General features: G+C 65.5%; 27 protein-coding genes, 3 tRNA genes and 3 pseudogenes. 14 read left to right on the forward strand and 19 right to left on the reverse strand.

Annotated features, from left to right (window positions below; all coding sequences use genetic code 11):
- Window positions 1-15 precede the first annotated feature (15 nt).
- The 5 genes from LRS53_RS13605 to tyrS form a co-directional block, all read right to left on the reverse strand.
- A complete protein-coding gene (locus LRS53_RS13605; protein WP_231356261.1) occupies window positions 16-801 on the reverse strand; it encodes an enoyl-CoA hydratase in 786 nt (261 codons plus the stop codon).
- A gap of 14 nt (window positions 802-815) precedes the next feature.
- Window positions 816-2,000 (reverse strand): acetyl-CoA C-acyltransferase, encoded by a 1,185-nt coding sequence (locus tag LRS53_RS13610; protein ID WP_231356263.1) that lies wholly within the window; start codon window positions 1,998-2,000, stop codon window positions 816-818.
- Window positions 2,001-2,010: 10 nt separating this feature from the next.
- Window positions 2,011-2,778, reverse strand: coding sequence for an SDR family NAD(P)-dependent oxidoreductase (locus LRS53_RS13615; protein ID WP_231356264.1), 768 nt, complete (start codon window positions 2,776-2,778; stop codon window positions 2,011-2,013).
- A gap of 100 nt (window positions 2,779-2,878) precedes the next feature.
- Complete coding sequence (locus LRS53_RS13620) at window positions 2,879-3,556, reverse strand: SDR family oxidoreductase (protein WP_231356266.1); 678 nt, start codon at window positions 3,554-3,556, stop codon at window positions 2,879-2,881.
- A 10-nt stretch (window positions 3,557-3,566) separates the two neighbouring features.
- A complete protein-coding gene (gene tyrS, locus LRS53_RS13625; RefSeq protein WP_231356268.1) occupies window positions 3,567-4,811 on the reverse strand; it encodes a tyrosine--tRNA ligase in 1,245 nt (414 codons plus the stop codon).
- Between the two features lie 607 nt (window positions 4,812-5,418).
- Between tyrS and LRS53_RS13630 the strand changes: the two genes are divergently transcribed.
- The gene (locus tag LRS53_RS13630) at window positions 5,419-6,591 is read left to right on the forward strand and encodes a GAF domain-containing protein (RefSeq protein ID WP_231356270.1); all 1,173 of its coding nucleotides are present in this window, start codon (window positions 5,419-5,421) and stop codon (window positions 6,589-6,591) included.
- Between the two features lie 5 nt (window positions 6,592-6,596).
- The gene (locus tag LRS53_RS13635; protein WP_231356272.1) at window positions 6,597-7,208 is read left to right on the forward strand and encodes a histidine phosphatase family protein; all 612 of its coding nucleotides are present in this window, start codon (window positions 6,597-6,599) and stop codon (window positions 7,206-7,208) included.
- Here LRS53_RS13635 and LRS53_RS23945 read toward each other — a convergent pair.
- The 8 genes and pseudogenes from LRS53_RS23945 to LRS53_RS13665 all read right to left on the reverse strand — a co-directional run bounded on the left by LRS53_RS23945 (window position 7,205) and on the right by LRS53_RS13665 (window position 14,105).
- Window positions 7,205-7,747, reverse strand: a complete 543-nt coding sequence (locus LRS53_RS23945; RefSeq protein ID WP_442968523.1) for a methyl-accepting chemotaxis protein — start codon at window positions 7,745-7,747, stop codon at window positions 7,205-7,207. The two genes, LRS53_RS13635 and LRS53_RS23945, sit on opposite strands and share 4 nt — an antisense overlap.
- Window positions 7,748-8,518 (reverse strand): annotated as a pseudogene (locus LRS53_RS23950) (PAS domain-containing protein); the annotation flags it as partial.
- Between the two features lie 248 nt (window positions 8,519-8,766).
- Window positions 8,767-10,230 carry a chemotaxis protein CheW gene (locus LRS53_RS13645; RefSeq protein ID WP_231356793.1) on the reverse strand — a complete coding sequence of 488 codons (1,464 nt, stop codon included), beginning with the start codon at window positions 10,228-10,230 and terminating at the stop codon, window positions 8,767-8,769.
- Window positions 10,230-10,838 (reverse strand): methyl-accepting chemotaxis protein, encoded by a 609-nt coding sequence (locus LRS53_RS23955; protein ID WP_442968525.1) that lies wholly within the window; start codon window positions 10,836-10,838, stop codon window positions 10,230-10,232. The genes LRS53_RS13645 and LRS53_RS23955 overlap by 1 nt, the downstream gene beginning before the upstream one ends.
- A gap of 51 nt (window positions 10,839-10,889) precedes the next feature.
- A pseudogene (locus LRS53_RS23960) lies at window positions 10,890-11,249 on the reverse strand (PAS domain-containing protein); the annotation flags it as partial.
- Between the two features lie 20 nt (window positions 11,250-11,269).
- A pseudogene (locus LRS53_RS23965) lies at window positions 11,270-12,694 on the reverse strand (PAS domain-containing protein); the annotation flags it as partial.
- 144 nt (window positions 12,695-12,838) lie between these two features.
- Window positions 12,839-13,624, reverse strand: a complete 786-nt coding sequence (locus LRS53_RS13660) for a sulfite exporter TauE/SafE family protein (RefSeq protein ID WP_231356277.1) — start codon at window positions 13,622-13,624, stop codon at window positions 12,839-12,841.
- Window positions 13,625-13,742: 118 nt separating this feature from the next.
- A complete protein-coding gene (locus tag LRS53_RS13665) occupies window positions 13,743-14,105 on the reverse strand; it encodes a hypothetical protein (RefSeq protein ID WP_064307150.1) in 363 nt (120 codons plus the stop codon).
- A gap of 166 nt (window positions 14,106-14,271) precedes the next feature.
- Here LRS53_RS13665 and LRS53_RS13670 point away from each other — a divergent pair, with 166 nt between their 5' ends.
- The 3 genes from LRS53_RS13670 (at window position 14,272) to LRS53_RS13675 (ending at window position 15,052) form a co-directional block, all read left to right on the forward strand.
- A complete protein-coding gene (locus tag LRS53_RS13670; RefSeq protein WP_017642805.1) occupies window positions 14,272-14,475 on the forward strand; it encodes a hypothetical protein in 204 nt (67 codons plus the stop codon).
- A gap of 76 nt (window positions 14,476-14,551) precedes the next feature.
- Complete coding sequence (locus tag LRS53_RS23645) at window positions 14,552-14,680, forward strand: hypothetical protein (protein ID WP_017642804.1); 129 nt, start codon at window positions 14,552-14,554, stop codon at window positions 14,678-14,680.
- Window positions 14,681-14,857: 177 nt separating this feature from the next.
- The gene (locus LRS53_RS13675) at window positions 14,858-15,052 is read left to right on the forward strand and encodes a hypothetical protein (protein ID WP_231356279.1); all 195 of its coding nucleotides are present in this window, start codon (window positions 14,858-14,860) and stop codon (window positions 15,050-15,052) included.
- A 119-nt stretch (window positions 15,053-15,171) separates the two neighbouring features.
- On the opposite strand, the gene LRS53_RS13680 is transcribed toward LRS53_RS13675, so the two are convergent.
- The 3 genes from LRS53_RS13680 to LRS53_RS13690 form a co-directional block, all read right to left on the reverse strand.
- Window positions 15,172-15,256 (reverse strand) — tRNA-Leu (locus tag LRS53_RS13680).
- 51 nt (window positions 15,257-15,307) lie between these two features.
- A tRNA-His gene (locus tag LRS53_RS13685) sits at window positions 15,308-15,383 on the reverse strand.
- A gap of 35 nt (window positions 15,384-15,418) precedes the next feature.
- Window positions 15,419-15,495 (reverse strand) — tRNA-Arg (locus LRS53_RS13690).
- Between the two features lie 248 nt (window positions 15,496-15,743).
- Here LRS53_RS13690 and folD point away from each other — a divergent pair.
- Entirely contained in the window at window positions 15,744-16,598 is an 855-nt protein-coding gene (folD, locus tag LRS53_RS13695) for a bifunctional methylenetetrahydrofolate dehydrogenase/methenyltetrahydrofolate cyclohydrolase FolD (protein WP_017642802.1), read from the forward strand.
- 42 nt (window positions 16,599-16,640) lie between these two features.
- Here the strand turns inward: folD and LRS53_RS13700 are convergent, their stop codons facing one another.
- Entirely contained in the window at window positions 16,641-17,486 is an 846-nt protein-coding gene (locus tag LRS53_RS13700; protein WP_371099831.1) for a glycine betaine ABC transporter substrate-binding protein, read from the reverse strand.
- A 269-nt stretch (window positions 17,487-17,755) separates the two neighbouring features.
- Here LRS53_RS13700 and LRS53_RS13705 point away from each other — a divergent pair, with 269 nt between their 5' ends.
- Window positions 17,756-19,066 carry an alpha/beta fold hydrolase gene (locus LRS53_RS13705; protein WP_231356280.1) on the forward strand — a complete coding sequence of 437 codons (1,311 nt, stop codon included), beginning with the start codon at window positions 17,756-17,758 and terminating at the stop codon, window positions 19,064-19,066.
- Between the two features lie 97 nt (window positions 19,067-19,163).
- Window positions 19,164-19,880 carry an MlaA family lipoprotein gene (locus LRS53_RS13710; RefSeq protein WP_231356795.1) on the forward strand — a complete coding sequence of 239 codons (717 nt, stop codon included), beginning with the start codon at window positions 19,164-19,166 and terminating at the stop codon, window positions 19,878-19,880.
- A 3-nt stretch (window positions 19,881-19,883) separates the two neighbouring features.
- Here the strand turns inward: LRS53_RS13710 and LRS53_RS13715 are convergent, their stop codons facing one another.
- Window positions 19,884-21,020, reverse strand: coding sequence for a patatin-like phospholipase family protein (locus LRS53_RS13715; RefSeq protein ID WP_231356282.1), 1,137 nt, complete (start codon window positions 21,018-21,020; stop codon window positions 19,884-19,886).
- Window positions 21,021-21,956: a lipid A biosynthesis lauroyl acyltransferase gene (locus LRS53_RS13720; protein WP_231356283.1), complete on the reverse strand. Its 936-nt coding sequence runs from the start codon at window positions 21,954-21,956 to the stop codon at window positions 21,021-21,023.
- Window positions 21,957-22,107: 151 nt separating this feature from the next.
- Here LRS53_RS13720 and minC point away from each other — a divergent pair, with 151 nt between their 5' ends.
- The 6 genes from minC (at window position 22,108) to LRS53_RS13750 (ending at window position 26,797) form a co-directional block, all read left to right on the forward strand.
- A complete protein-coding gene (gene minC, locus LRS53_RS13725; protein WP_017642795.1) occupies window positions 22,108-22,854 on the forward strand; it encodes a septum site-determining protein MinC in 747 nt (248 codons plus the stop codon).
- Window positions 22,855-22,988: 134 nt separating this feature from the next.
- Window positions 22,989-23,807, forward strand: coding sequence for a septum site-determining protein MinD (gene minD, locus LRS53_RS13730; RefSeq protein ID WP_017642794.1), 819 nt, complete (start codon window positions 22,989-22,991; stop codon window positions 23,805-23,807).
- Window positions 23,804-24,058, forward strand: coding sequence for a cell division topological specificity factor MinE (gene minE, locus LRS53_RS13735; RefSeq protein WP_017642793.1), 255 nt, complete (start codon window positions 23,804-23,806; stop codon window positions 24,056-24,058). Before minD ends, minE begins: the two co-directional genes overlap by 4 nt.
- Window positions 24,059-24,177: 119 nt before the next feature.
- Window positions 24,178-24,813, forward strand: a complete 636-nt coding sequence (locus LRS53_RS13740; RefSeq protein ID WP_231356284.1) for an RluA family pseudouridine synthase — start codon at window positions 24,178-24,180, stop codon at window positions 24,811-24,813.
- A 45-nt stretch (window positions 24,814-24,858) separates the two neighbouring features.
- Window positions 24,859-25,437, forward strand: coding sequence for a class I SAM-dependent methyltransferase (locus LRS53_RS13745; RefSeq protein WP_231356285.1), 579 nt, complete (start codon window positions 24,859-24,861; stop codon window positions 25,435-25,437).
- Between the two features lie 70 nt (window positions 25,438-25,507).
- A complete protein-coding gene (locus LRS53_RS13750) occupies window positions 25,508-26,797 on the forward strand; it encodes a M18 family aminopeptidase (RefSeq protein ID WP_231356286.1) in 1,290 nt (429 codons plus the stop codon).

A 26,797-nucleotide genomic window follows, 5' to 3' on the forward strand; every position in this document is an offset into this window, starting at 1 on the left:
CCTCGCCGCTATGGCCTAGCGATGCTCGAACTTCGCCGGACGCTTCTCGACGAAGGCGGCCATGCCTTCCTTCTGGTCGGCGCTGGCGAACAGCGAGTGGAAGACCCGGCGCTCGAAGCGGATGCCCTCAGCCAGACTGGTTTCGAAGGCGCGATTGACGCTTTCCTTGAGCAGCAGGGTCGCTGGCAGGGAACGACTGGCGATGCCACGGGCGGCCTCCAGGGTGCGCTCCAGCAGCTCGTCGGCGGGAAAGACCTGAGCGACCAGGCCGGCGCGTTCGGCTTCGGCGGCCTCCAGCTGTCGACCGGTCAGGCACAGCTCCATGGCCTTGGCCTTGCCCAGGGCGCGGGTCAGGCGCTGGGTGCCGCCGATGCCGGGAATGACGCCCAGGGTGATCTCCGGCAGGCCGAAGCGGGCGGTGTCGGCGGCGTAGATGAAGTCGCACAGCAGCGCCAGTTCGCAACCACCGCCCAGGGCGTAGCCGGCCACGGCGGCGATCAGCGGCTTGCGGCGCTCGGCGATGCGGTCGGCGACGCGGAAGTAGTCGTCCAAGTAGATCTGCGGATAACCCTGCCCGGCCATTTCCTTGATATCCGCGCCGGCGGCGAAGGCCTTGGCCGAGCCGGTGAGCACCACGCACCCCACCTCGGGATCGGCGTCCAGCCGCGCCAGCATGGCGTCCAACTCAGTGAGTAGCTGAGCATTGAGGGCGTTGAGCGCCTTGGGTCTGTTGAGGGTGATGAGGGCCACACGGTCCTCGATGTCCAGCAACAGGGTGGATTCGGCAGAGGGTTCGCTCATGATCTTGTCCTTGTCTAGTCGTTGAGTTCCAGGGCCATGGCCGTAGCCTCGCCGCCCCCAATGCAGATGGCGGCTACGCCACGCCGCAGGCCATGCTGGCGCAGCGCCTGGATCAGGGTCACCAGGATGCGCGCGCCGGAGGCACCGATGGGATGGCCCAAGGCACAGGCACCACCGTGCACGTTCAGCCGTTCCGGGTCCAGCCCCAGGGCATCCTGGGCGGCCAGCGCCACCACGGCGAAGGCTTCGTTGATTTCGAACAGGTCGACATCCGCCAACTGCCAGTCGATGCGCTCGAGCAGCGTGCGAATGGCGCCAATGGGCGCGGTGGGAAAGTCGCCCGGCGCCCCAGCATGGGCGGCGTGTCCACGGATGGTCGCCAGCGGGGTCAGGCCCTCCCGCGCGGCCCTGCTGGCGCGCATCAGCAGCAGCGCCGCCGCGCCATCGGAGATGGAGCTGGCATTGGCCGCGGTCACGGTGCCGCCTTCGCGGAAAGCCGGCTTGAGCGTAGGAATCCGCGCAGGGTCGGCGCGGCGGGGTTGCTCGTCGGTGTCGAGGCGCAGGGTCTCCTTGCGCGTCACCACCTCCACCGGGACGATCTCGGCGGCGAAGGCGCCGCTGGCCTGGGCCTGACGTGCCCGTGCGAGAGACTGCTGAGCATAGGCATCCTGGCGTTCGCGGCTGATGCCCAGACGTGCGGCGCAATCCTCGGCGAAGGTCCCCATCAGGCGCCCGGGTTCATAGGCATCTTCCAGGCCGTCGAGAAACATGCTGTCGATCAGGGCGCCATGGCCAAGGCGATAGCCGCTACGGGCCTTTTCCAGCAGATAAGGCGCACGGCTCATGCTTTCCATGCCGCCGGCCAGCACTACCTCGGCACTGCCGGCGCGCAGCAGGTCGTGACCGAGGATGGCCGCCTGCATGCCCGAACCGCACATCTTGTTCAGGGTGGTGCAGCGCGTGCTCTGGGCCAGACCGGCGCCAAGCGCCGCCTGGCGTGCCGGTGCCTGGCCAAGGCCTGCGGGCAGGACGCAGCCCAGCAGCACCTCGTCGACTCGCTCGGGCGACCAGCCGGCCCGCTCCAGTACCGCGCGGACCACGGTACTGCCCAGTTGCGGCGCTGACAGCGCGGCCAGCTCGCCACCCAGGGCGCCCATGGGCGTACGGGCGGCGGCAACGATGACGATGGGATCATTCATGGCGATTCTCCTAGCGCGGGGCCATGCGCAGGGCGCCGTCCAGACGGATCACCTCACCGTTGAGCATGGAGTTCTCGATGATGTGGCGGACCAGGGCGGCGAATTCCTCGCCGCGACCGAGCCGCGGCGGAAAGGGCACGTTGGCGGCCAGGGCCTCGCGGACCTCGGGGGTCATGCCGGCCATCATGGGTGTCTCGAAGACACCCGGCGCTATGGTCATGACCCGGATGCCCTGCCCGGCCAGTTCGCGCGCTGCCGGCAGGGTGAGAGCGGCGACACCGCCCTTGGAGGCCGCATAGGCCGCCTGGCCGATCTGGCCGTCGAAGGCGGCGATGGAGGCGGTGTTGATGATCACGCCGCGCTCGCCACCGGCATCGGCCTCACCCTTGGCCATCGCCGCGGCGGCCAGGCGCAGGACGTTGAAGCTGCCCACCAGGTTGACCGTGACGATACGGGCGAAGGCGGCGAGATCATGGGGACCGTTGCGCCCGAGGATGCGGGCGCCACCGACGATACCGGCGCAGTTGATCGCGCCCTGCAGACTGCCCCAGCGTTCCATAATACGGTCGATGGCGGCGCTCAGGGCCTCGGCATCGGTCACGTCCACCGGCAGCGCCAGCGCCCGATCACCCAGTCGTTCGGCTTGGGCCTGCACGGCATCGGCCTGCAGGTCCAGCAACGCCACTCGGGCGCCTGCCGCCACCAGCAGCCCGGCGGTGGCCGCGCCGAGGCCGGAGCCCGCGCCGGTCACCAGGAAGGTTCGATCATCGATGCGCATGAGGGCACTCCCAGGGGGGTAATGCCCGCATCTTCGACCCTCGCCCGCAGCCGGACAAGGGCCGGATCGCTCAGCGCGCCTGAGCGATCCGGCCACCGGCTCACCAGGGCAAGGCCTGGCCCTGGTAGTCGAAGAAGGCGCTGCCCCTTTGGCCAGCCCGGGCCTCGATCGTCGCGACCAGACCAGCGACGCTATCGGCGACTTCGACCGGGGCGCGTGCCCCGCCCAGCTCGGTGCGGACCCAGCCCGGATGCAGCGCCAGCACCGTAAAGGCCGGTTGCCGCCCGGCCACCCAGCTTTGCAGCAGGCTGTTCAGCGCTGCCTTACTGGCGCCATAGAGCGGCATCTCGGCGGACCGCGCCAGGCTGACGCTGCCCATTTGCGAACTCAGACAGGCCACCACTCCTTCGGCGGCCATTCGCGGCGCCAGGGCGTCCAGCAACCGCAGGGGCGCCACGGCATTGGTGAGGAACAGCTCGCCCAGCTGCGCGACCGTCGCCCGCTGCCCGTCCTCTTCTACCGGCCCCATGATGCCGGCATTGACGATCAGCCGATCCAGCGAGCCAGGACGCAACTCTTCCAGCAGTCGTGTGCCGAGGTCGGGATCGCACAGATCGCCGGTCACCACCCTCAGCTGTCCCTTGGCAGTCGCCACCAGAGCGTCCAACGCGGCGTTCGGCGTTCGCACCAGCGCCAACACCTGGGCACCCTGCGCCAGATAGCGTTCCACCAGCCCCAAACCTATGCCCCGCGAGGCACCGATCACCCAGACATTCATAGCCTTCTCCTCAGTCCGTCAACGTGATGCGCAAATGTCTTTTCTTGCCCAGACTTACCCGCCGCCCGGCGTCCGTCAGCGCCAGACGGATATTGGGATCCATCACCGGCTGCTCGTCCAGGCGCAGGCCACCGCCTTCCGCCAGGCGACGCACCGCACTGCGCGAAGGTTGCAGCCCGGCTGCCACCAACAACTCGACCAGGCTGACGCCCCCTTCCAGCTCTTTGCGAGTCAGGGCGATTTCCGGCAGGTGACCCGCGCCGTCTCGATCGGCGAATACATCGGCAGCCGCCGCCTCGGCCTCGCGCTGTGCCACCTCGCCATGGGCGAGCCGCGTCGCCTCGTTGGCCAGCACCGTCTTGGCCAGGTTGATTTCGGCGCCGTCCAGGGCGCTCAGTCGGCGGACCTCGTCCAATGGCAATTCGGTAAACAGGGCCAGGAAACGTTCGACGTCCGCATCGTCGCAGTTGCGCCAGAACTGCCAGAAGTCGAAGGCCGACAGCCGCTCCTCGTTGAGCCAGACCGCACCCTGAGCCGACTTGCCCATCTTGCGCCCATCACGGGTGGCCAGCAGCGGCATGGTCAGGCCATGGAGCTGAGGGCCGCCCTGACGGCGCGACAGCTCCACGCCGTTGATGATGTTGGCCCACTGGTCGGCGCCACCCAGCTGCAGGGTGCAGCCATAGCGCCGCGACAGCTCGACGAAGTCATAGGCCTGCAACAGGGTGTAGCCGAATTCCTCGAAGGACAGCGAGTGCTCGCGGTCGAGACGATTCTTGATGGCATCGAAGGTGAGCAGCCGGTTGATGGAAAAATGCCGGCCGACGGCGCCGAGAAAATCCAGGTAGCCCAGGCCGTCGAGCCACTCGGCGTTGTCCACCACCTGGGCACGACCGTGGCCATCGCCCACTTCGAGATAGCGGTGAAAGGCCTTGGCGATGCCGGCCATGTTCAGGGCGATCTGGCCGTCGGTGAGTACCGGGCGACTGCTGTCGCGGAAACTGGGGTCGCCGATGCGGGTGGTGGCACCACCGATCAGCAAGAGGATGGGATGGCCGGCACGCTGCAGCCAGCGCATCAGCATCAGGCCTTGCAGATGGCCGACATGGAGGCTGTCGGCGGTGGCGTCGAAGCCGAGATAGCCGGTCACCGGCCCTGCGGCGAAGGCGCGCGCAAGGCCGTCCCGGTCGGTGGTCTGGTGGATGAAACCGCGGGCTTCGAGGGTGGTGAGCAGGTCTTGCGTGGTGCTGTCCATGGGGTCTCCTGTGGCTGGACGGTGCCAGGGAGACCGGGAGAAGTTGCCTTGACCGAGCCGCCCTAGGCGGTTCGGTCATGCAGCGCAGTACCTACCACCCGATGTTGGTCAGGCAGTAGTAATAGGCGCTGATGGGGCAAAGAAAGGTTCGCATGGGTCGCCACGCTACCGGCTCGCCTGCCGCTTGGCAACTGCGAACCGCTCGCACTGCCGCTTCGACCAGATGTCGCACCTCCTCTGGCAGCGGCTGAACGAACAGCGACAGTGGCGTTCCGACTCCTGTCCTTTGCCAGCAGTATCGAGACGCAGAGATGAACGTACCCGCTCCACCCCGCGAGATCCCCAGCACCGGCATGGCAGTCCCAGGCGTACCTGGACATGGAAAAGCCTTTGCGTGAGAGGATCCCCCCAATGAAATGCATTACCCCAGCCAACCTGCTGTTGCTGCTGCTCTGCCTCACGGTGCTGGCCTACGCCACCGACCTGATCGGCTAGACGAGACCTGACCGTCCGGACGGTCAATCGGGTGGCATGGCAGGGCCACGGTTGCCCTCGGCCGTCTCTTGGCCTAGCGTTCAGGGCCTGTCCGTCAGAGAACTACAGCGTCATGCCCAGCCAACCTTCCAGTACCGTCGAAAGCATCGAGCTGATGGCGTCCCTGGATTCCGTCGCGGCGCTCCTGCGCGTCGTCTGTGATGTCAGCGGCCTTGGGGTCGCCACCGTTGCCGAGGTCACCGAGCAGCGCTGGATCGCCTGCGCGGTGGAGGATCGTATCGCCTTCGGCCTGCGACCCGGCGCCGAACTGGATCTCGAGTCCACCCTGTGCAACCACGTGCGCTCCTCCCACGACGCCGTGATCATCAGCGACGTGACCCGGAACCCCACCTACTGCGATCATCCGGCACCCAGCCTCTATGGCTGGAAGAGTTATCTATCGGTCCCGGTATTTCGTCCCAACGGGACCTTCTTCGGGACGCTATGCGCCTTCGATCCCCAGCCCAGGCCGCTGCTGGAGCAGCGCTCGGTGATCGATACCCTGGACGGTTTCGCCCGCCTGCTGGGTGAATTGCTCGCCCGCGAAGAACAGCGTCGCGAAGAAAGCCCCGGTGCGCGCGTCGACCGGGATCTGACGCCCTTGCACGACCAACTGCTGGTACTGCTGGAGGAGGATCTGCAGCGCCCGCTGCAGGCGCTGGCTGCGCAGGACCTGCACGCGGACGCATCCCAGATGCGGCACTGGCACACCGAGGCCCAGCGCCTGGCCGAACGCAGCGGCGTGGCCGCCGACTTCGTCCGCGCGCGCCTGGGCCATGGCCTGCCCCTGAAACCGGCGCTGGTTGACGGCTTCAATGAGCAGCTCCTAGGCTTGTTCGCCACGCTGCAGACGCGCTTTCCCGGGCAGACCTTGAGCAGCAAATTGCCGGCCTTACCGGCTGCCTTGCGCCTGGATCTGCCGCGGGTGCTGCAGGCGCTGGACGCCGTGCTGGAGCAGGTCGCTTCCCGCAATCCTTCTGGGGGTAACCTGTTGCTGCGTGGCGCGATCAAGGATCGCTGCTACAGCCTTATCGTGGAAAGCAGCACCGCCGTGGTGGAACCTGGCACCCTGAGTCAACTGTTCCAGCCGGCGCTGACCAGGGCCGACCTTGCGCAGCCCGCCCGCCTGGACCTGGGCCTCTATCTCGCCCAGGAAATCGCCCGCGGCCATGGCGGCAGCCTGGTCGCGCGCCTGGAAGCCGGTCACTTGAGATTCATCCTTACCCTGCCCACTGCTCTGGATTGATGCCCTTGCCCTTCCCTTCTCCCTTGCTGGTGATCCGTCACGGCGAAACCGACTGGAACGCCAGCGGCCGCCTCCAGGGTCGCCAGGACATACCGCTCAACGCGCGCGGTCGTGCTCAGGCCGAAGCCGTAGGCCTGGCCCTGCGCGACCGCCTCGACATCTCTCGCTTCGCCTGCCTGAGCAGTCCGCTGCAACGCGCCAGCGCAACGCTCGATCTGATCCTAGCGCAGCTGCCAGGCACGCCAAGAAGCCTGGCCCGTGATGCGCGCCTGGCGGAAAAGGCCTTTGGCGACTGGGAGGGCCTGGACATGCCCACCATCGCCCAGCGCTATCCCGAGCAGCACGCCCGACGCGCCGCCGAGCCCTATACCTTTCGGGTATCCGGTGGCGAAAGCTATGCCGATGCCGCCGAGCGGGTGCGCCCGCTGCTGGAGGAGCTCCAGGGCCCCACCCTGCTGGTGGCCCACGGTGCTCTGATCCGCAGCCTGCTGGTAGCCGCCGGCCTGGCCAGTCCGGAGGTGGCGACCCGGATGGTCATCCACCAGGGCCGCTGGCTGGAGCTCACGACCGCGGGCTATGAGTGGTACAGCGCCCCGGGCTGGGGCGAACAGCCCTAACTCAGCCGGCGGGCGAATTGGCTGACCGCGCCCACCACCTGGCGGGCGCCATCCTGGATCTCGGTGATGCGCACCCCGGCGTTGCTGGCCAGGTGCAGCCCCTGCTCCGCCTGCTGCCGGCTGGCGGCCATGTTGCTGACCGCGGTCTGCGCCAGTTGCTGGTTCTGCTGCACCACCCCGACGATCTCCTCGGTGGCCTTGCTGGTGCGCCCGGCCAATTGCCGGACTTCGTCCGCCACCACCGCGAAGCCACGCCCCTGCTCACCGGCCCGGGCGGCTTCGATGGCGGCGTTGAGCGCCAGCAGATTGGTCTGCTCGGCGATGCCACTGATGGTCTTGACGATGGCGCTGATCACCAGCGACTGCTTGCCGAGGTCTTCGATGCCGTTGGCGGCGACCTGGATCTCGTCGGCGATGCGGGTCATCACCGCTACCGTGTCCTGCACCACGGACGCGCCCTGGCGCGCGCTTTCATCGGTGGTCTGGGAGATGTCGAAGGCGACCCGCGCGGCTTCGGCCACGGCCAGTTCCTGCTCCACCTGCTCGGTGATGACGGTGGCGAACTTGATTACCTTGTACAGCTCGCCGCGGGTGTTGAGGACGAGATTGTAGGAGGCTTCCAGCCAGACCGTGCGGCCATGGCTGTCGATGCGCTTGAAGCGACTGGCGACGTAGTCGCCACGATTGAGCCGCTCCCAGAAGACGCGATAGTCAGCGGACTCCGACTCTTCGCGGCTGCAGAACATCCGATGATGCTTGCCGACGATCTGCGCCAGCGAATAACCCATGCCCTGCAGGAAGCGCTCGTTGGCGGTGAGCACCTCGCCGGACAGGTTGAATTCGATCACCGCGGTGGATCTCAGCAGCGCATTGATGATGCCCGAGTGCTCGGTGGAAGTTTCCACCTGCTCGGTACGGTCATAGGCATAGCAGCGGATCTGTTTGACCTGGCCCTGGGTGTCGCGCACGGGCGTCCAGATCGCATAGAGCCAGGCGACGCCACCCGTCCCGCGCAGTAGCCGATAGATGCCACTGGCCTGGCGACCCTCGTTGAAGCTGCGCTTCAGATCGCCATAGCAGACCAGCTTCTTCACGTAGTCCGGAATGATGTCGTCCAGGTTGCGCCCGGTGAGGCTACCCGGCGCGTAACCCAGGCACTGGGCGAAATTGTCATTGAAGTCTTCGATCCGGCCCTGGGCGTCCAGCAGTAGGCAAAGGGCATCATTGCAGAACGCCGCGCGCAGCTGACGGTGCTCGGCCAGCTCGGCTTCGAGATCAGCGATACGGCGTTTGAGTGCGGAGTTGAACATGGGATCACCCAGGAAAGCTGTGTCTTTCTCTGGTTCGACGCGCCGCGAGATTTCTTGACCAGGTGCTGATGAACGCTGGACGCGGACACGTCAGGAGAAGCGTCGACGATGCGCTTCCCGTGGTGCCGGCTGGAAAGCGCGACGGGCTCTAGCCTGCCGCCACCGCTTTGATAACGAACTCCGCCGAGGTCGACAAAGGCGCGGGCAATCCGTTACCCGACCGCTCAGCGAAGTGACGAGCGGTCGAGTCAAATAGTCGCGGGCCCAGGCTCGGGCACGGCCTGGCGGGCCTGTCGCTCCAGGCGATGCACCAGCGCGCCAAGATCGATCAGGGTGGCCTGGCGGCTGTTGCCTCCGGTACTTACGCCCACCCAGCTCTGCGCCCGCTGTGCCGGCATCGCCCCGCCCTCCCCGGGCAATTGCCAGCTGCGCGCCAGAGCATCCGCCCGCAGGTCGGTAAAGGCCTCGATGGCCTCCACCCGCTGTACCACGAAGCCCAGGCGCTGGCGCTGTCCTTCCACCACGATCACCTGATCGCCCGGACCGGACTCGACCCTCTGCGCACCGGTCAGGGTCCGCAGGCACACCAGGGTGATCTGCTGGCCCCGGACCTCCATCACCCCCAGCAGCCGCGGATCCCGCTGCCCGAGGCGCAGGTAGCGCGACGGCAGGGGCAAGACCTCGGCCACCTGCTCCAGCGGGACGGCGAACAGCAATTCGGCGAGAAAGGTGAGACAGGGCTGGCGGCGGAGCTGGCGCCGTTCCTCCTGCAACAGATCGCGGTCGGTGCGATAGATCCGCGCATAGGCGACCGCCGCCGCCTGGCAACCCAGGACCAGGTGATCGATCACGATCGCCGTCTCGCCATCCGCTGCGCTGAAAACCCCGCACAACAGCTCGGGCTGCTCCAGGCCAAAGCCGAGCAGCGGCGCGCACTGCGCCGGATCCCGTCGCCACATGCCGAGCAGCCGCTCGAAACCGAAGGCCACCCGATACTGACCCTGGTCGCCCGCCGCCAGCACCAGCAGTTGCTCACGGCGACTGTGCCCGGGCGTGGTCAGCCCCAACAGTGCGGACAGCTCCAGCACCGGCAACGTCTTGCCGCGTAACTGCACCTGGTGGCGACAGCTGTCGCTGGCGAATTCGCTAGGCGCCAGCTGCGGTCGATCCACCAGTTCCTGCACCACCGCCGCATCCAGGCAGAGGCGGCGCCCGTCGCATTCGAACAGCAGATAGAGCCGCTCGCCATCCTTGCCAGCGCTGGCCCCCTGCCGATGGGCGTGGGGCACGTCGGCGCTGACCTCGAAGCCTGGCAAGGCGGCCAGGGCTTCCAGGTCCAGCAGATGGACCAGCCGGCCGCTTTCCGGGCGCAGGTGGACCTGCCCCAGGAGGCGCCCGGGTGCCCCCTGCAGCTGCACGATGGCGTCCGCCGGCAGCCTGAGGATATCCACCACGTTATCGATGGCCAGGCCGAAGCGACCGCCGCCCTGGCGAATCACGGCGATCCGGCGCTCGCGCTCGACCGGCGGCACCCCCAGCAAGCCATGGCCGTCCACCAGCGGCAGTGGCTGACCGCCCAACTCGAAGAGACCGAGCAGCCAGGGCACCGGACTCGGATGGGCGGCCAGGCGGTCCGGCCAGGGCACCACGCGTTCCAGGGCCTGGGCGGGCAAGGCGACTTCCAGTTCGCCGATCCGCACGACACCCCGCATCACGAAGGGGCGCCTCCGACGATGGGCGCCACCGTGGTGGCCGCATCGAGCTCCTGGATCAACTGATTGACCCGCGCCGCATCGTCGAGCTGGGCGGCGGTGGAGCCGTTGATCGCCTCGATGGACTGTTGGGTCTTGCCCACCCCTTCGGCGATCAGCCCGAAGGCCTCGCCCACGCTGCGCGAGATTTCGCTGCCCTGGGCGATGCTCTTGACCGATTCCAGGATCAGCTTGTTGATCTCCTTGGTCGCCTGGGACGACTTCTCGGCCAGCTTGCGCACCTCGTCGGCCACCACCGAGAAGCCCAGGCCATGCTCACCGGCGCGGGCGGCTTCGATGGCCGCGTTGAAGGCCAGCATGTTGGTCTGGTTGGCGATATCGCTGATCACCTGGACGATGTCCTGGATGCCGCCGGCGGTGGTGCCTATGGCCGCCATTGCGTCCAGCGAGCGCGTCAAGGTCAGGGAGCCGCGCTCCGCTTCCTCCAGCGTGCGGCGGGCCATGCGGTTGGCGTCGTCGGTGGTCTCGGCGATCTGGTTGATGGAGCGGGTCAGGGCGTGCAGCGAGAGATTCATCTGCTCGATCTTCTGCCGCACATGCTGCTCCATCTCCACCTGGCGGGTGATGTCGGTGGCGAACTTCACCACCTTGTGGACCTGGCCTTCGGCATCGAAGATCGGGTTGTAGGTGGCCTGGATCCAGATGCGCTGACCGAACTTGCTCAGGCGCATGAAGCGGCCGCCGAACACCTCGCCCTGGGCCAGCCGCGCCCAGAATTCGCGGTATTCGCTGGAGGCGACGTGGTCGGCCTCGCAGAAGATGCGGTGGTGCTGACCGCGGATCTCCTCCAGGCGATAGCCCAGGGTCGCCAGAAATTGCGGTTGGCCTCGAGGATCTTGCCGGTCAGGTCGAATTCGATCACCGCCTGGCCGCGGTCGACGGCCGCCACCTTGCCGGCATAGTCGCTGTTGCGAATCTGGCTTTCGGTGATGTCCACGGCGAACTTCACCACCTTGCACGGCTTGCCGTCGGCGTCGAAGACGGGGTTGTAGGTGGCCTGGATCCAGATCTCCTCACCCCGGCTGTTGCGCCTCTTGTACACCCCGGCGTCGAATTCGCCGCGCGCCAACTTATCCCAGAACAATCGGTACTCGGCCGAACGGGCGTAGTCGTCGGAGCAGAAGAGGCGGTGGTGTTTGCCCACCACCTCGTCGGACTGGTAACCCAGGGCCAGCAGGAAGTTGCGGTTGGCGGTGAGCACCGTGCCGTCGACGGAGAACTCGGCGATGGCCTGGGATCGGTCGATGGCCGCCACCTTGCCCTCGTAGTCGCTGTTGCGCAGCTGGCTCTCGGTCACGTCGCTGGCGAACTTGACCACCTTGTAGGGCTTGCCCTCGGCGTCGAGGATGGGATTGTAGGTCGCCTGGATCCATACCTGGCGGCCGTCGCTGGCGCGTCTCTTGTACAGGCCGGCATCGAAGTCGCCCCGACCGAGTTTTTCCCAGAACAGGCGATAGCCCGGCGAACGGGCATGCTCGGGTTCGCAGAAGATCCGGTGATGCTTGCCACGTACCTCGTCCAGGCTGTAACCCAGGGCGGACAGGAAGTTTTCGTTGGCGGAGAGGATGTTGCCGTGCAGATCGAATTCGATCACCGCCTGGGCGCGGTCGATGGCGGCCATCTTGCCTTCGAATTCGGCAGCCTGCAGTTGCGCGTCGGTGACGTCAGTGGCGAACTTCACCACCTTGTAGGGACGACCGTCGCTGTCGAGGATGGGATTGTAGGTGGCCTGGATCCAGATCGGCCGGCCATCCCGGCGAATGCGCTTGTAGACCCCGGTATCGAAGAGACCCTGTCCCAGGCGATTCCACAGCAGCGCGTATTCTGGCGAACGGGCATAGTCGGCCGGGCACATCAGGCTGTGATGGCGGCCGCGCAACTCCTCCAGCGCATAGCCGGTCATGCCGAGGAAATTGTCGTTGGCCCAGAGCACATTGCCCTGCAGGTCGAATTCGATCACCGCCTGGGAGCGGTGAATGGCAGCGATCTTGCCCTCGTACTCCACCGCCTGCAGGCGACTCTCGGTAATGTCGGTGGCGAACTTGATGATGCGCTGCGGTCGTCCCTCGGCATCCAGCAGCGGATTGTAGGTGGCGCGGATCCACCTCAGGCTGCCATCCTTGTGCTGGCGCCGATAGACGCCGCTGTGGAACTCGCCGCGCCCCAGGGTCTGCCAGAACTGCTGATAATCCTCGCTCTCCACCACCCCTGGCGGGCAGAACAGACGATGATGCCGGCCGCTGACTTCCTCCAGGCGGTAACCGAAGGCCTGCAGGAAGTTGTCATTGGCGTGCAGCACCGTGCCTTGCAGATCGAATTCGATCACTGCCAGAGAACGGTCCAGCGCCTGACGCAAGGCATGATAGGCGGAGGTATCGTCGACAGTGACAGATTCGGAAAACATGGGCAGCTCCAGGAAGGGGACTCGACAATCAGGTTATCGGCAATCGCGATAACAAATTGAACGCTGCCTATCCTAGAACTGTTTTCCGCTGGTGGAATCGCCAATGGTCGTCCGACGAACGACCCCCATACTGGCCAGACGCCTTCAGACCACCAGCTTGATGCCTATGACCAATAGCATGACCGCCAGACAGGGCCGCAGCACGCCATCCGGTACCCGCCCCGACAGGTGACTGCCCAGGAAGATGCCTGGCAGTGAGCCCAACAGCAGAAAGCCCAGCACATGCCAGTCCAGATTGCCCAGGCCGGCATGCCCAAGTCCCGCCACCAGGGTCAGGGGCACCGCATGGGCGATCTCGGTGCCGACCAGGCGCCGAGTCGCCATCAGCGGATAGAGCAGGAACAGCGCCACCGTGCCCAGGGCGCCGGCGCCGATGGAGGTCAGGGTCACCATGAAGCCCAGCACCGCACCGGTCAGCACCGTGAGGGCATTGAGACGCCCCGCACTCAGGTGAAATCTGTCGCCGGCATGCCGGCTGGCAAAGGCGAAAATCTGTTGCTTGAACAGGATGGCCAGGGCGGTCAGCAGCAGCACGATACCGAGGGCATGCTTGATGAGCGCATTGGTGGCGTGTTGATCACCCGGGAGCAAAGCCAGCGCGAGGAGTGTGAGAGCCGCGGCGGGTACGCTGCCAGCGGCCAGCCAGCCGGTCACCGTCCAATCGATGTTGCGATTACGTTGATGGACGAAGACGCCGCCCGCCTTGGTGATGGCGGCATAGAGCAGATCGGTGCCCACGGCCGCGGCCGGGTTGATGCCGAACCAGAGCAGAATGGGCGTCATCAGGGACCCACCGCCTACCCCTGTCATACCCACGATGAAACCTACCACCAGCCCCGCGATCACGAAGCCCATTGCCCCAACTTCCATTACAGCCCCAATTGCCGTTGTCGGCTCATCTTGCGGCCGCACAGGATAACCACTCAGGTTATGCCGAGATATATTGAAAGAGTCTTTGCTTATAACAGCTGGAACTATGAATCAGCCGTCATCGTGGGCGACGGGCGTCCAGATAGGCCAGGACTTCCTCATCGCCATAGCCCGCACGTCGCGCATGGGCCTCAATGGCCGCGCGGCAAGCGGGATCGGTGATGGTCGCCGGCATCGAGGCGCCACAGGGCGCCAGTGCGGCCTGGGCCAGGAAGCTGTCCAGATCCTGCTTGTGTTCGTCAGCGACGGCGTGGGTGCCCGTGGTGGGCGCATGCGCTGCGACTGGCGGCGTGGTGGTCGCCACGACGGCTGGCTCACTGGCTGTCGAATCGCCTTTGTGCGTGGTCGCCACCGCAGCCACCACCAGCAGGCCAAAGCCTGCCGTCAACACCAGCAACTGGCGTGTCGAACTTCCGCTCATGATCTCTTCTTACCTCTAAAAAGCTTACCGTCCTGGACCTGAAAACGACCTGGGCCGCCTAACGTCCGACTTTTGACCAATCGCATTGGACAATATTTTTCCAGCTTGTGTTCAGCCCAAGGTGGGTCATGCCACACTCGGCGGCATCAGGAGACAGGAGCGGCTCATGCAGCAGAAGGATTTCGTCGGCCCCCGTTTGCGCCAGCTCAGCGCCGATCTCTCGCTCGCCGATCGACTGGCCGAGAGCGCTCAAATCGATCTCAACGCCGATCTCAAGCGCCGGGTCCGGGATGACCTCGAACGGGCGCTGCGGGAGATCGGGCAGCTCAGCGAAGAGCAGACCCTCTGGCTGAACTGGGCGAACACCTAATCCAGGCATGCCCAACGTCGTCGCGCTGTAACGCGCGACTGCTATCTGTAGCGGCATCCACCCTCTGGAGCCGAGCATGAAAGCGGAATACGAAATCAGTGACGACATCGCCCAGTTCGTCGGCGGTGCCTTGATCAGCCTGGTATTGCTCAGTGGCGGAGCCATCGGCGGCGCCTGCTTCCTGCTGGCCGAGACGCTTGGTTGACCGCCCGCTGCCTGCCCCCTAGCTAGCGTCAGGCCTGCGCAGCCATTCTTGAGCGAATGCCTGGCCGCCTATCCGGCTGACATCCATTGATTCATAGGCAACTTGCATTGCCCTGAGGGCGCATTACTCTTGAAAGGTGACAGTAACAATTAGCGCACACAGTTAAGAGGTCGGATCATGCGAACCCAACTGACCCGTTCGATCACCCTGTTCGACGCCCCTCGCCCCCAGGCGCAAGCCAAAGATGAGTCGGCGGTGCCCGCCGATAATGGTTTTACCGGTCGTACCAACCAGCGGTGGGCGGCAACCTTACTGTGCGGCACCGCCCTGCCGTTCGTCTTCTGCGCGCCACTGTTCCGGCATCTACACTAGCTCTGCTGGCCGATAGCAGCTATTCGGGAACGGTGCGCAACCATGGCGTTCCAGCTGCTAGCTGAATCGCGGGCACAAAAAAACCGGCGCTGGGCCGGTCTCTTGTTGTGCATCTTGAATGGTGCGGACGGAGAGACTCGAACTCTCACACCTTGCGGCGCCAGAACCTAAATCTGGTGTGTCTACCAATTCCACCACGTCCGCGAGACGCTTGAAAGACGAACGCCAGACACGAGGTCTGGCGTTCGCTGAATATGGGGTGGACGATGGGAATCGAACCCACGACACCAGGAGCCACAATCCTGTGCTCTACCAACTGAGCTACGCCCACCATATCTTACCTGCTTGCCGTCGCCGAACCGCCAATGGCGCGCCCGGCAGGACTCGAACCTGCGACCATCCGCTTAGAAGGCGGATGCTCTATCCAGCTGAGCTACGGGCGCCTGTTACGGCAGCTGCCCTAGCAGAGACTTCCTTGGTGAGAAGTCTCTTGCCTGGCCCTTGTCAGTGACTTGGGCTGTGCTCGGCAAGCGGGGCGAATGTTATAAAGCTCCCGCAGGTCCGTCAACTAATTTTTTAAAAATTTTTAAGCAGAAAGAATGAGTTAGCCGCCACAGAGGCTTCTCTGTTGTCAGCGGGCCCGTCCATGCGAAAATAGCCGACCCTTTTCCGTCACCACCAGAAATCGCCCATGACCGCCCAACTGATCGACGGCAAGTCCATTGCCGCCCGCCTGCGCCAGGATATTGCCCAGCGAGTCTCTCAACGTCGTAGCGCCGGCCTGCGCGCCCCTGGCCTCGCCGTCATCCTGGTCGGCACCGATCCCGCCTCGCGCGTCTATGTGGCGCACAAGCGCAAGGATTGCGAAGAGGTCGGTTTCGACTCCTATGCCCATGACCTGCCGGCCAGCACCACCCAGGCCGAGCTGGAAGCCCTGATCGACCGGCTCAACGACGACACCAGCGTCGACGGCATCCTGCTGCAGCTGCCCCTTCCCGCGCACCTGGATGCTACCCAGCTGCTGGAGCGCATCCGTACCGACAAGGACGTGGACGGCTTCCACCCCTACAACCTGGGTCGTCTGGCGCAGCGCAACCCCCAGCTGCGCCCGTGTACGCCCAAGGGCATCATGACCCTGCTGCACAGCACCGGCGTCGACCTCTATGGTCTGGACGCGGTGGTGGTCGGCGCCTCCAACATCGTCGGCCGCCCTATGGCGCTGGAATTGCTATTGGCCGGCTGCACCGCCACCGTGACCCACAGATTCACCCGCTCCCTCGAACACCATGTCAGCCAGGCCGATCTGGTGGTGGTGGCCGTGGGCAAGCCCGGACTGGTCAAGGGTGAATGGATCAAGCCCGGCGCCATCGTCATCGACGTCGGCATCAATCGCCAGGCCGATGGCCGCCTGGTCGGCGACGTGGAATACGAAAGCGCCTGCGAACGCGCCAGCTGGATCACCCCCGTTCCGGGCGGCGTAGGCCCCATGACGCGGGCCTGCCTGCTGGAAAATACCCTGTACGCAGCCGAGCAGCTGCACAGCTAGCAAAACGGGCCCCGCGGGGCCCGTTCTTCATTCGGCCAGGCTTCAGGGCAGCCAGGACTTCACGCGATCCGGATGGGCCGCGATCCAGGCCTTGGCGGCCTCTTCCGGCTTCTTGCCCTCTTCCACGGCCAGCATCACCTCGTTGACCTCACCGGGTTGCCAGGCGAACTTCTTCAGGAAATCCCAGACCGGCTTGGCCTTGGCTTCCAGGGCCGGGTTGGCCACGGTGTCCACGTGCTCGGAACCGCCGAACACACCCTTGGGATCTTCGAGGAACTTGAGTTTCCACTTGGCGAACATCCAGTGCGGCACCCAGCCCGTCACCACGACGGCCTTCTGGTCCTTTTCGGCGCGGGTCAGCTCGGCGATCATGCCGCTACCCGAACTGGCCACCAGCTTGTAATCCAGACCGTAGTCCTTGATCGCCTGATCGGCCTTGAGCATGACCCCGGCCCCAGCGTCGATGCCGACGATACGGCCACCGAAGTCGGCCTTCTGCGCCTGCAGATCGGCGATGCTGTTGGCCTTGACGTATTCCGGCACGATCAGACCGATCTTGGCGTCGGGTGTATTGACGTTCAGATTGACCACCTGGTCCTTCATCTTGTCGTAATAGGCACCATGGGTGACCGGCAGCCAGGCGGACAACATGGCATCGAGCTTGCCGCGCGCGACGCCCTGCCACATGATGCCGGCGGCGACCGGCATGAGCTTGACCTCGTAGCCCAGATTCTGGCGGATCACTTCAGCTGCGGTGTGGGTCGTGGCCACGCTATCGGCCCAGCCATCGACATAGCCGATGGTGATTTCGGGCTTGGCCGCCTGAGCCAAGCTCATGGCCGAGGTCAGCGCGACACCGAGTCCTATTCCCAACAGTTTCTTCACCATGCTCATGCAGCAGTCCTCTCGCTATGGAAGTCGGGCGGTTGCCCCACCCCCATCATTCGGGCAATGCAAGATGGCCACTACCGCCTGGACGACGCATAACGACCGGTTAGCGACAGGAGCTGCACTTTCCGCGACATCCGATGTCGCTTGACGCAGCCCGTCGACCGCTCTGTAATCGACGCCTCGCAGAAACCTGCGGCTGCCGATGCAACCTATTGGCGGACCGTTGTCTTACCTACGCTCTCAAGCCCTCTGAAAGGACTCTGTCCATGCGTCTTCCGTTGCGCGTCGCCGCCCTGCTGGGCGCGCTGTTTTCCGGCCTCTGGGGTACCGCGCACGCGGCCGCCGAAGTGGATGCCGCCACCTATGGCTATCCACTGGTCAATCCTTTCGAAGCCACCATCGTCACCACCCCGGAAAAATTCCGGCCCGAGCTGCCGCCCGAAAGCACCATCGACCAGGACGACTACAGCCTCAACCTGCGTCCCGAGCGGGAGTATCAGCTGCCCGGCAACTTCTGGCCGGTGAAGAAATTCCATTACCGGCTCGCGCGGCAGGACCATCCGGCACCGCTGATCTTCCTGATCGCCGGCACCGGGGCCAACTACTCCTCCAGCACCCAGGAATACCTGAAGCGGCTGTATTACGCGGCCGGCTACCACGTGGTGCAGCTGTCGTCGCCCACCAGCTGGGACTTCATGGTGTCGGTATCGCGCACCGCCACGCCGGGCTACACGCCGAACGATGCCGAGGATCTCTATCGCGCCATGCAGGCGGTGCGCGCCCAGCACCCCAAGCTGCCGGTCACCGACTATTACCTGACCGGCTACAGCCTGGGCGGCCTGGATGCCGCCTTCGTCTCCTATCTCGACGAGACCCAGCGCAGCTTCAACTTCAAGAAGGTGCTGATGGTGAATCCGCCGGTCAACCTGCTGACCTCGGTACGCAACCTGGATCGCCTGGTACAGACCGAGGTGAAGGGCGTTACCAACAACCGCACCTTCTATGAGCTGATCCTGTCCAAGCTGACCCGCTACTTCCAGGAGAAGGGCTACGTCGACTTCAACGACGCCGTGGTCCGCGACTTCCAGCGCTCGCCGGAGCGACTGAGCAACGAAGAGCTGGCCATGCTGATCGGCTCGTCCTTCCGTTTCTCGGCGGCGGACATCGCCTTCACCTCCGACCTGATCAACCGGCGCGGCCTGATCACCCCGCCGACCTACCCGATCAGCGAGGGCACCAGCCTGACGCGCTTCTTCGCCCGTTCGCTGCAGTGCGACTTCGACTGCTACATGACCGAGCAGGTCATGCCGTTCTGGCAAAAGAACTTCAAGGGGCAGAACCTCGACGATCTGGCGCGCAAATCCAGCCTCACGGCGCTGGAAGACTATCTGAAGAGCAGCTCCAAGATCGGCGTCATGCACAATGCCGACGACATCATCCTCGGCCCGGGCGACCTGGGTTTCCTGCGCAAGACCTTTGGCGATCGCTTGACCGTCTACCCCCACGGCGGCCATTGCGGCAATCTCAACTACCGCGTCAACGCGAACGCCATGCTGGAGTTCTTCGCCCGTGGTTAAGTCCCTGCTCGCTCTCCTCCTGATGGCCAGTGCTTCGGTATTCGCTGCCGAATCGAGCCCGCCGCCCTCCTCCACCCTGACCATCGGCTCGGACACCATGCCGGCCGCCCCCGTGGGCGCCGACGGCTTCAGCAATCCGCTGTCGACCCTCAAGTACAACCCGGGGCTGGATCAGCGCGAATTCGAACGGGCCTCCCTGGTCGCACTGGACGTCTACGATCCCTTCGAATCCTGGAATCGCCACGTCTACCACTTCAACTATCGGCTGGACGAGTGGGTCCTGCTGCCGGTGGTCAACGGCTATCGCTGGATCACCCCGCGCTTCGTGCGTTCAGGCGTGAGCAACTTCTTCAGCAACCTGGGCGACGTCAACAACCTGCTCAACAGCGTGCTGCAGTTCAAGGGCCGCCGCGCCCTGGACACCACCGGCCGGCTGCTGCTCAACACTACCGTCGGGGTGTTCGGCCTGTGGGATCCAGCGACCCGGGTGGGGCTGATCAAGCAGCCGGAAGACTTCGGCCAGACCCTCGGTTTCTATGGCGTGGGCGATGGTCCCTTCCTGATGCTGCCGGTCTTCGGCCCGTCCAACCTGCGCGACACCGGCGGCTTGGCGGTGGACTTCGCCGCCGAGGCGCAGATCAACTTCCTCAACGTCAGCGACGAAAGCGGTCGCCACCCGGAGATCATGGTGCTGCGCGGCATCAACCTCAGGTACGTGACCGACATGAGATACGGCCAGCTCAATTCGCCCTTCGAGTACGAGAAGATCCGCTATTTCTACACCAAGGCGCGGGAACTGCAGATCGCCGAATAAGGCCTAGGCGCTGGCGAGAAAGGCCCGCAGCTCCGGTAGGCGGGCCTGCGCATCGGCCCGCCCCAGCGCCATCAGCTCCTGGCAGTAGGGGGCCTCGAACAGCAGATAGCTGAGCAGGGCGCTGCCCGAAGGCCGATTCACCCCCACCCCCCGCAACAACTGCCGCAACGCCGGCGGCAGGCGCTTGCGGTGCCGGGTGGCGATGTCGCCCAGTGGCTGGCTGGGTGAGATCACCAGCATCTCCACCGGTCGGCACAGGCGACCACTGACCGGATCCCCCGCCGGCAGCGCATTGCTCAGCAGGTTGAGGCGGCGCAGGGTTTCGGTATCGCTGTCCAAGGCATCGACAAAGGTGCTGTTGAGCAGGTGGCCGCCGATCTGCGCCACGGTCGGCGGCCGACCCTGCACGCCATGCTCCTGGCCACCCGGTGCGCCCAGCCCTATCACCAGGATGCGATCCGCGCCAAGATGCAGCGCCGGACTGATGGGCGCCGTCTGCCGGACGGAGCCATCGCCCAGGAACTCACGCCCCACCTTCACCGGCGGAAAGAACAGCGGAATGGCCGTGCTGGCCAGCAGGTGGTCGACCGCCAGCCGCGCCGGCACCCCGACGCGCCGATGGCGGAACCAGGGATCGAGGACGCCCTGACTCTGGTAGAAGGTCATCGCCTGTCCGGAGGCATAGCCGAAGGCGGTGACCGCCACCGCCCGCAGCGCGCGCTGGCGCAAGGCCGCGGTGATGCCGGAGAAATCCAGCTCGCGGCTGAGCAGCGCCCGCAGGGGCGCGTTGTCGAGCAGCGCCAGCGGTTCCTGCCGCCAGGCACCGAACAGGGTCTGCAAGCCGAAGCGCGCCGCCTGGCGGGTCACCCCGCCCCAATCGCTGCGATAGATCATCGCGGTTTCCAGGCCCGACCAGACCGCGGCCAGGCGCTCCACCGCGCGACCGAAATCCAGGGCGCCGCAGCCCAGCACCGCCGCGTTGAGGGCACCGGCCGAGGTGCCGACCAGAATGGGAAAGGGATTCTCGGAGCGCACCGCCAGGGTATCCGCCACCACCTGCAGCACCCCGACCTGATAGGCGGCCCGCGCGCCGCCGCCGGCCAGAATCAGCCCCGTGCGCTGCTCGGCGGCCAGGCTCATCTAGCGCCTCTTCTTCGGATACAGCTTGGGCTCGCCAGGCGGGCGGGTCTTGAACCGCCGGTGGGCCCAGAGGTATTGCTCGGGCAGCTGGCTGACGCAGCGTTCCACCCACTGATTGATGCGCAGGCAGTCGGCCTCCTCGCTCTCGCCAGGGAAATCGGCCAGGGGCGGATGGATGACCAGGCGGTAACCCGATCCATCCGCCAGGCGCTCCTGGGTGAAGGGCAGCACCCGGGCCCGGCCCAGGCGGGCGAACTTGGTGGTGGCGGTAACGGTAGCGGCCGGAATGCCGAACAGTGGCACGAACAGGCTCTGCTTGGCGCCGTAGTCCTGGTCGGGCGCGTACCAGATGGCGCGACCGGCCCGCAGCACCTTGAGCATGGCGCGCACGTCCTCGCGCTCGATGGCGGTGGCGTCCAGGTTGTGGCGCTCGCGACCGCTACGCTGGATGAAGTCGAACAGCGGATTCTTGTGCTGGCGGTACATGCCATCGATGGTATGCCGCTGACCGAGCAGCGCCGCGCCGATTTCCAGGGTGGTGAAATGCAGCGCCATGAGGATCACGCCCTGCCCGTCGCGCTGAGCGGCCTGCAAATGTTCGAGGCCTTCGATATGGGCCAGCCGGGCCAGGCGCTGGCGCGGCCACCACCAGCTCATGGCCATTTCCAGCAGGGCCATGGCGCTGCTGGCGAAGTTGCGCCGCAACAGCCGATCGCGCGCCCGCTCGTCGAGCTGGGGAAAACAGAGTTCCAGATTGCGGCGAGCGATGGCCCGGCGCTGGCGAGCGACGTGGTAGAAGATCCAGCCGAGGCCCTGGGCGAGACGCAGCAGCATGCCATAGGGCAGTTGCACCAGCAGCCAGAGCAGGCCAAGCCCCAGCCAGAGCGGCCAGTACCGTGGATTGAGAAAGGCGAGGCGGAAAGACGGCCGCTCCATCGGAACTCCTGCATGAAAAAGTCGCGCCATTCTACAGGCCTCGCGCAGATTTCCCGTAGCCTTCACAGTCACGGCCCCCCACACCCGGTGAGGGTTGCGGCACGCGGGGCATCCCGCTATAAGTCCCGCCATCCAAGCACAAGTACCCACCATGACCGCAGCCGATCCTTCCGAAAGCGACTCCGTCTTCCAGCTCAAGGGCAACATGCTCGCCGTGACCGTGCTGGAGCTTCTCCGCAACGACCTGGGGCGCCTGGACCGGCAACTGGCCCAGAAGGTCGCCCAGGCGCCCAATTTCTTCCAGGAAACGCCGTTGGTGCTGGGCCTGGACAAACTCGCCGAGGACGCCGGCCCGCTCGACCTGGGCGCCCTCCTCGATCTCTGCCGTCGCCACGGCCTGCGTACCCTGGCGCTGCGCGCCAGTCGCAGCGGGGATCTGGCCGCCGCCAACGACTACGACCTGCCGATCCTGCCGCCCAGCTCCGGCGGTCGTGAGCGCCAGGTCGACCCGCGTGACCGCGAACCGGTCAAGCCAGCCGAACCTGTCGTACCGCCCGCCCCGGCGATCAATCCGACCAAGATCATCACCGCGCCGGTGCGCGGTGGGGTGCAGCTCTATGCCCCGGCCGGAGACCTGGTGGTACTGGCGCCGGTCAGCCCGGGCGCCGAGTTGCTCGCCGACGGCAATATCCATGTCTACGGCCCCATGCGTGGCCGAGCATTGGCGGGCGTAAAAGGTGATACTAAAGCGCGGATTTTCTGCCAGCAGCTGACCGCGGAACTGCTCTCCATCGCCGGCCAGTACAAGGTCGCCGAAGACCTGCGACGCCATCCGCAATGGGGCAATCCGGTACAGGTCGCTTTGGTGGGAGATGTGTTGAACATCACCCGCCTTTAACGGATAATTTCGCGAATTTTTCGCAATTGGCGCCTAAACCGCCAAGGGCAATACGAAGCGCGACACTGCCTGCAATCTCGTCACCGAGGGCACCGAGTCGCTTCAGTTATTACTTTCGATCAAGGTGAATCAGTTTGGCCAAAGTACTCGTAGTCACCTCCGGCAAGGGCGGCGTCGGCAAGACCACCAGCAGCGCTGCCATCGGTACCGGTCTCGCTCTGCGCGGCCACAAGACCGTCATCGTCGACTTCGACGTTGGCCTGCGTAACCTCGACCTGATCATGGGTTGCGAGCGCCGGGTGGTGTATGACTTCGTCAACGTGATCAACAACGAAGCCACCCTGAGCCAGGCCCTGATCAAGGACAAGCGTCTCGAAAACCTGTTCGTGCTGGCTGCCAGCCAGACCCGCGACAAGGACGCCCTGACCCAGGACGGCGTCGAGCGCGTGATCAACGAACTCAAGCAGACCTTCGACTTCATCGTCTGCGACTCTCCCGCAGGGATCGAGAAGGGTGCCCACCTGGCGATGTACTTCGCCGACGAGGCCATCGTGGTCACCAACCCCGAGGTCTCCTCGGTGCGTGACTCCGACCGCATGCTCGGCCTGCTGGCCAGCAAATCGCGCCGCGCCGAAAAGGGCGAGGAAGCCATCAAGGAGCACCTGCTGCTGACCCGCTACAACCCCGAGCGTGTCACCAAGGGCGAGATGCTTGGCGTCGAGGACGTGGAAGAGATCCTGTCCATTCGCCTGCTCGGCGTGATCCCCGAATCCCAGGCGGTGCTTAAGGCCTCGAACCAGGGCATTCCGGTGATTCTCGACGAACAGAGCGACGCCGGTCAGGCTTACAGTGATACCGTGGAGCGACTGCTCGGCAAGGAAGTGGCCTATCGCTTCCTCGACGTGAAGAAGAAAGGCTTCCTGCAACGTCTGTTCGGGGGTGGTGCCGAATGAACATCTTCGACTTCTTTCGCGACCGGAAGAAGCAGAACAGCGCTTCGATAGCCAAGGAACGGCTACAGATCATCGTGGCCCACGAGCGTGGTCGCCACGAGCAGCCGGACTATCTGCCGCAGTTGCAGAAGGACCTGCTGGAAGTGATCCGCAAGTACGTGCCCATCGAGCAGGACCAGATCCAGGTAGAGCTGGAAAACCAGGGCAGCTGCTCCATCCTCGAACTCAACATCACCCTGCCCGACCGCTAACGCGAACCAGGCAGGACAGCGGCGGCCCCAGGGCCGCCGTTGGCGTTTAAGCCCTGTCGAATTTCCGGGCACCTGCCAAGCGGACGCCAGGATTCGAAACCATGGCCTCTAGGAATCCCATGCCTCTCTCCAACATCCGCATCATCCACCAGGACGACGCCCTGCTGGTGGTCGACAAGCCCACCCTGCTGCTGTCGGTCCCCGGTCGCGCCGAAGACAACCGCGATTGCCTGGTGACCCGCCTGCAGGACAACGGCTATCCAGAGGCCCGCATCGTCCATCGACTGGACTGGGAGACCTCCGGAGTCATCGTGCTGGCGCGGGATGCCGACAGCCATCGCGAGCTGTCGCGGCAGTTCCATGATCGGGAAACGGAAAAAGCCTACACCGCGCTCTGCTGGGGCGAGCCGGAGGCCAACAGTGGCCGCATCGAATTGCCGCTGCGCTACGACCCGCCGACCAAGCCGCGCCATGTGGTGGATCACGAGCTGGGCCGCCATGCCCTGACCCTCTGGCAGGTGCTGGAGCGCCACGGCCACTACAGCCGGGTGGAACTCACCCCCATCACCGGCCGCTCCCATCAACTGCGCGTCCATATGCTGAGCATCGGTCATCCGCTGCTGGGCGATCAGCTCTATGCCGAAGGCGAGGCCCTGGCGGCCCAGCCGCGGCTCTGCCTGCACGCGCGCCTGCTGACGCTGACCCATCCCCTCTCGGGCGAGCGCATGAGCTTTACCAGTCCCGCGCCTTTCTGACCGTCGGTGCTGGCATACTGAGGCGCTCAGCCAAAGGAGTGCCTCTTGTCCCCCTGGACCTCCTACTACGCCGCCACCGCCCAGGGTGCCCCGCGCGACACCCTGCTGCAGGCGCTCGCCTGCTGGTCGAGTCCGCCAGGATTGGCACTGGATCTGGGCTGTGGCACCGGACGCGATACCCTCGTCTTGCTGGAACGCGGCTGGCAGGTGCTGGCGGTGGATGCCGAGGCCGAAGCCCTGAGCGGATTGCGCCAGCGCGTGCCGGTCCTGCTGCAGGCCCGTCTGGAGACCCGCCAAGAGCGCTTCGAGACGGCCAAAATTCCCCGCTGCGACCTCGTCAATTCCAGCTTCGCCCTGCCCTTTTGCGAACCGGCGCGTTTTCCCGCGCTCTGGACCAGGATCACCGCGGCCGTGCGCCCGGGTGGTCTGTTCTGCGGCCAGCTCTTCGGCGAGCGGGACGGTTGGGCCAGCCGGGGCGTGACGGTCGTCGCCGCCGCTGCCCTGGAGCAGTTGCTCCAGGACTGGCAAGTCCTCCAGCATGTCGAGGAGGAAGAGGACGGCCACACCGCGGTCGGACGGCCGAAGCACTGGCACATCCACCACCTGGTGCTGCAGCGCCGTTGAGCCTGGGCGCTACGCTCGACTCCCCTTGGTCCAGAACCTAGACTGAACGCCTTGTCGTCCGGAGTCGTCCATGCGTACCGATCAGATCCAAGGCCTCATCGATTTCCTCTCCACTTCGCCCACGCCCTTCCACGCCACCGCGGCCCTTGCCCGCCGTCTCGAAGCCGCCGGCTACCAGCGCCTGGACGAACGCGAAAGCTGGTCCGTGCAGCCGGGTGGCCGCTACTACGTCACCCGCAACGATTCCTCGCTGATCGCCGTGCGCCTGGGCGCCCAGCCGCTGGAGCGCGGCCTGCGCCTGGTCGGCGCCCATACCGACAGCCCCTGCCTCAAGGTCAAGCCGCAGCCGGAGCTGCAGCGGCAGGGCTTCTGGCAACTGGGGGTCGAGGTCTACGGCGGCATGCTGATGGCGCCCTGGTTCGACCGCGACCTGTCCCTGGCGGGCCGGGTGACCTATCGCGCCGCGGGTCGGGTGCAGAGTCGGCTAATCGACTTCCGCAAGCCGCTGGCGATCATCCCCAACCTGGCCATCCACCTCAATCGCGAGGCCAACCAGGGCTGGGCCATCAACGCCCAGAACGAGCTGCCGCCGATCCTGGCCCAGGTGCCGGCCGGCGAGCGGCGCGACTTCCGCGCCCTGCTGGCCGCGCGCCTGCACCAGGAGCACGGCATAGACGAAGCCGAGGTGCTGGATTTCGAACTGAGCTTCTACGACGTCCAGCCCGCTGCCCTCATCGGCCTGGACGATGACTTCATCGCCGCCGCGCGCCTGGACAACCTGCTGTCCTGCCATGCGGGTCTGGAAGCCCTGCTGGCCGCCGAGGGCGACGAGAACGCCGTGCTGGTCTGCACCGATCACGAGGAAGTGGGCTCCACCTCCTGCTGCGGCGCCGACGGCCCCTTCCTCGAACAGGTGCTGCAGCGCCTGCTGCCCAGCGGGGATGCTTTTACCCGCACTCTGCAAGGTTCGCTGCTGATCTCCGCGGACAATGCCCATGGCGTACACCCCAACTATGCCGACAAGCACGATGGCAACCATGGTCCGAAGCTGAATGCCGGGCCGGTGATCAAGGTGAACGCCAACCAGCGCTACGCCACCAGCAGCGAGACGGCGGCCTTCTTCCGCGACCTCTGCCAGCGCGAAGGGGTGCCGGTGCAGAGCTTCGTGGTGCGCAGCGACATGGGCTGCGGCTCCACCATCGGCCCCATCACCGCCGGGCAACTGGGCGTGCGCACCGTGGACATCGGCCTGCCCACCTTTGCCATGCATTCCATCCGCGAACTGGCCGGCAGCCACGACCTCGGCCATCTGATCAAGGTGCTGACGGCCTTCTATTCGAGCAGCGAACTGCCACTCTGA

The sequence above is a fragment of the Pseudomonas sp. PLB05 genome (genome assembly GCF_021106615.1).
GTDB lineage: Bacteria > Pseudomonadota > Gammaproteobacteria > Pseudomonadales > Pseudomonadaceae > Chryseomonas > Chryseomonas benzopyrenica.

Excerpts from the sequence above, each read along its gene's own strand:
- LRS53_RS13660 (WP_231356277.1), bottom strand. The coding sequence starts at position 13,624 with ATGGAAGTTGGGGCAATGGGCTTCGTGATCGCGGGGCTGGTGGTAGGT.
- tyrS (WP_231356268.1), bottom strand. The coding sequence starts at position 4,811 with ATGGACAGCACCACGCAAGACCTGCTCACCACCCTCGAAGCCCGCGGT.
- LRS53_RS13740 (WP_231356284.1), top strand. The coding sequence starts at position 24,178 with ATGCCTCTCTCCAACATCCGCATCATCCACCAGGACGACGCCCTGCTG.
- LRS53_RS13720 (WP_231356283.1), bottom strand. The coding sequence starts at position 21,956 with ATGGAGCGGCCGTCTTTCCGCCTCGCCTTTCTCAATCCACGGTACTGG.
- LRS53_RS13665 (WP_064307150.1), bottom strand. The coding sequence starts at position 14,105 with ATGAGCGGAAGTTCGACACGCCAGTTGCTGGTGTTGACGGCAGGCTTT.
- LRS53_RS13715 (WP_231356282.1), bottom strand. The coding sequence starts at position 21,020 with ATGAGCCTGGCCGCCGAGCAGCGCACGGGGCTGATTCTGGCCGGCGGC.
- LRS53_RS13645 (WP_231356793.1), bottom strand. The coding sequence starts at position 10,230 with ATGCGGGGTGTCGTGCGGATCGGCGAACTGGAAGTCGCCTTGCCCGCC.
- LRS53_RS13610 (WP_231356263.1), bottom strand. The coding sequence starts at position 2,000 with ATGAATGATCCCATCGTCATCGTTGCCGCCGCCCGTACGCCCATGGGC.
- folD (WP_017642802.1), top strand. The coding sequence starts at position 15,744 with ATGACCGCCCAACTGATCGACGGCAAGTCCATTGCCGCCCGCCTGCGC.
- LRS53_RS13620 (WP_231356266.1), bottom strand. The coding sequence starts at position 3,556 with ATGAATGTCTGGGTGATCGGTGCCTCGCGGGGCATAGGTTTGGGGCTG.
- LRS53_RS13670 (WP_017642805.1), top strand. The coding sequence starts at position 14,272 with ATGCAGCAGAAGGATTTCGTCGGCCCCCGTTTGCGCCAGCTCAGCGCC.
- LRS53_RS13750 (WP_231356286.1), top strand. The coding sequence starts at position 25,508 with ATGCGTACCGATCAGATCCAAGGCCTCATCGATTTCCTCTCCACTTCG.
- LRS53_RS13615 (WP_231356264.1), bottom strand. The coding sequence starts at position 2,778 with ATGCGCATCGATGATCGAACCTTCCTGGTGACCGGCGCGGGCTCCGGC.
- LRS53_RS13710 (WP_231356795.1), top strand. The coding sequence starts at position 19,164 with ATGCCGGCCGCCCCCGTGGGCGCCGACGGCTTCAGCAATCCGCTGTCG.
- LRS53_RS13605 (WP_231356261.1), bottom strand. The coding sequence starts at position 801 with ATGAGCGAACCCTCTGCCGAATCCACCCTGTTGCTGGACATCGAGGAC.
- LRS53_RS13705 (WP_231356280.1), top strand. The coding sequence starts at position 17,756 with ATGCGTCTTCCGTTGCGCGTCGCCGCCCTGCTGGGCGCGCTGTTTTCC.
- LRS53_RS23955 (WP_442968525.1), bottom strand. The coding sequence starts at position 10,838 with ATGGAGCAGCATGTGCGGCAGAAGATCGAGCAGATGAATCTCTCGCTG.
- LRS53_RS13630 (WP_231356270.1), top strand. The coding sequence starts at position 5,419 with ATGCCCAGCCAACCTTCCAGTACCGTCGAAAGCATCGAGCTGATGGCG.
- minC (WP_017642795.1), top strand. The coding sequence starts at position 22,108 with ATGACCGCAGCCGATCCTTCCGAAAGCGACTCCGTCTTCCAGCTCAAG.
- minE (WP_017642793.1), top strand. The coding sequence starts at position 23,804 with ATGAACATCTTCGACTTCTTTCGCGACCGGAAGAAGCAGAACAGCGCT.
- LRS53_RS13675 (WP_231356279.1), top strand. The coding sequence starts at position 14,858 with ATGCGAACCCAACTGACCCGTTCGATCACCCTGTTCGACGCCCCTCGC.
- LRS53_RS13700 (WP_371099831.1), bottom strand. The coding sequence starts at position 17,486 with ATGGTGAAGAAACTGTTGGGAATAGGACTCGGTGTCGCGCTGACCTCG.
- LRS53_RS23645 (WP_017642804.1), top strand. The coding sequence starts at position 14,552 with ATGAAAGCGGAATACGAAATCAGTGACGACATCGCCCAGTTCGTCGGC.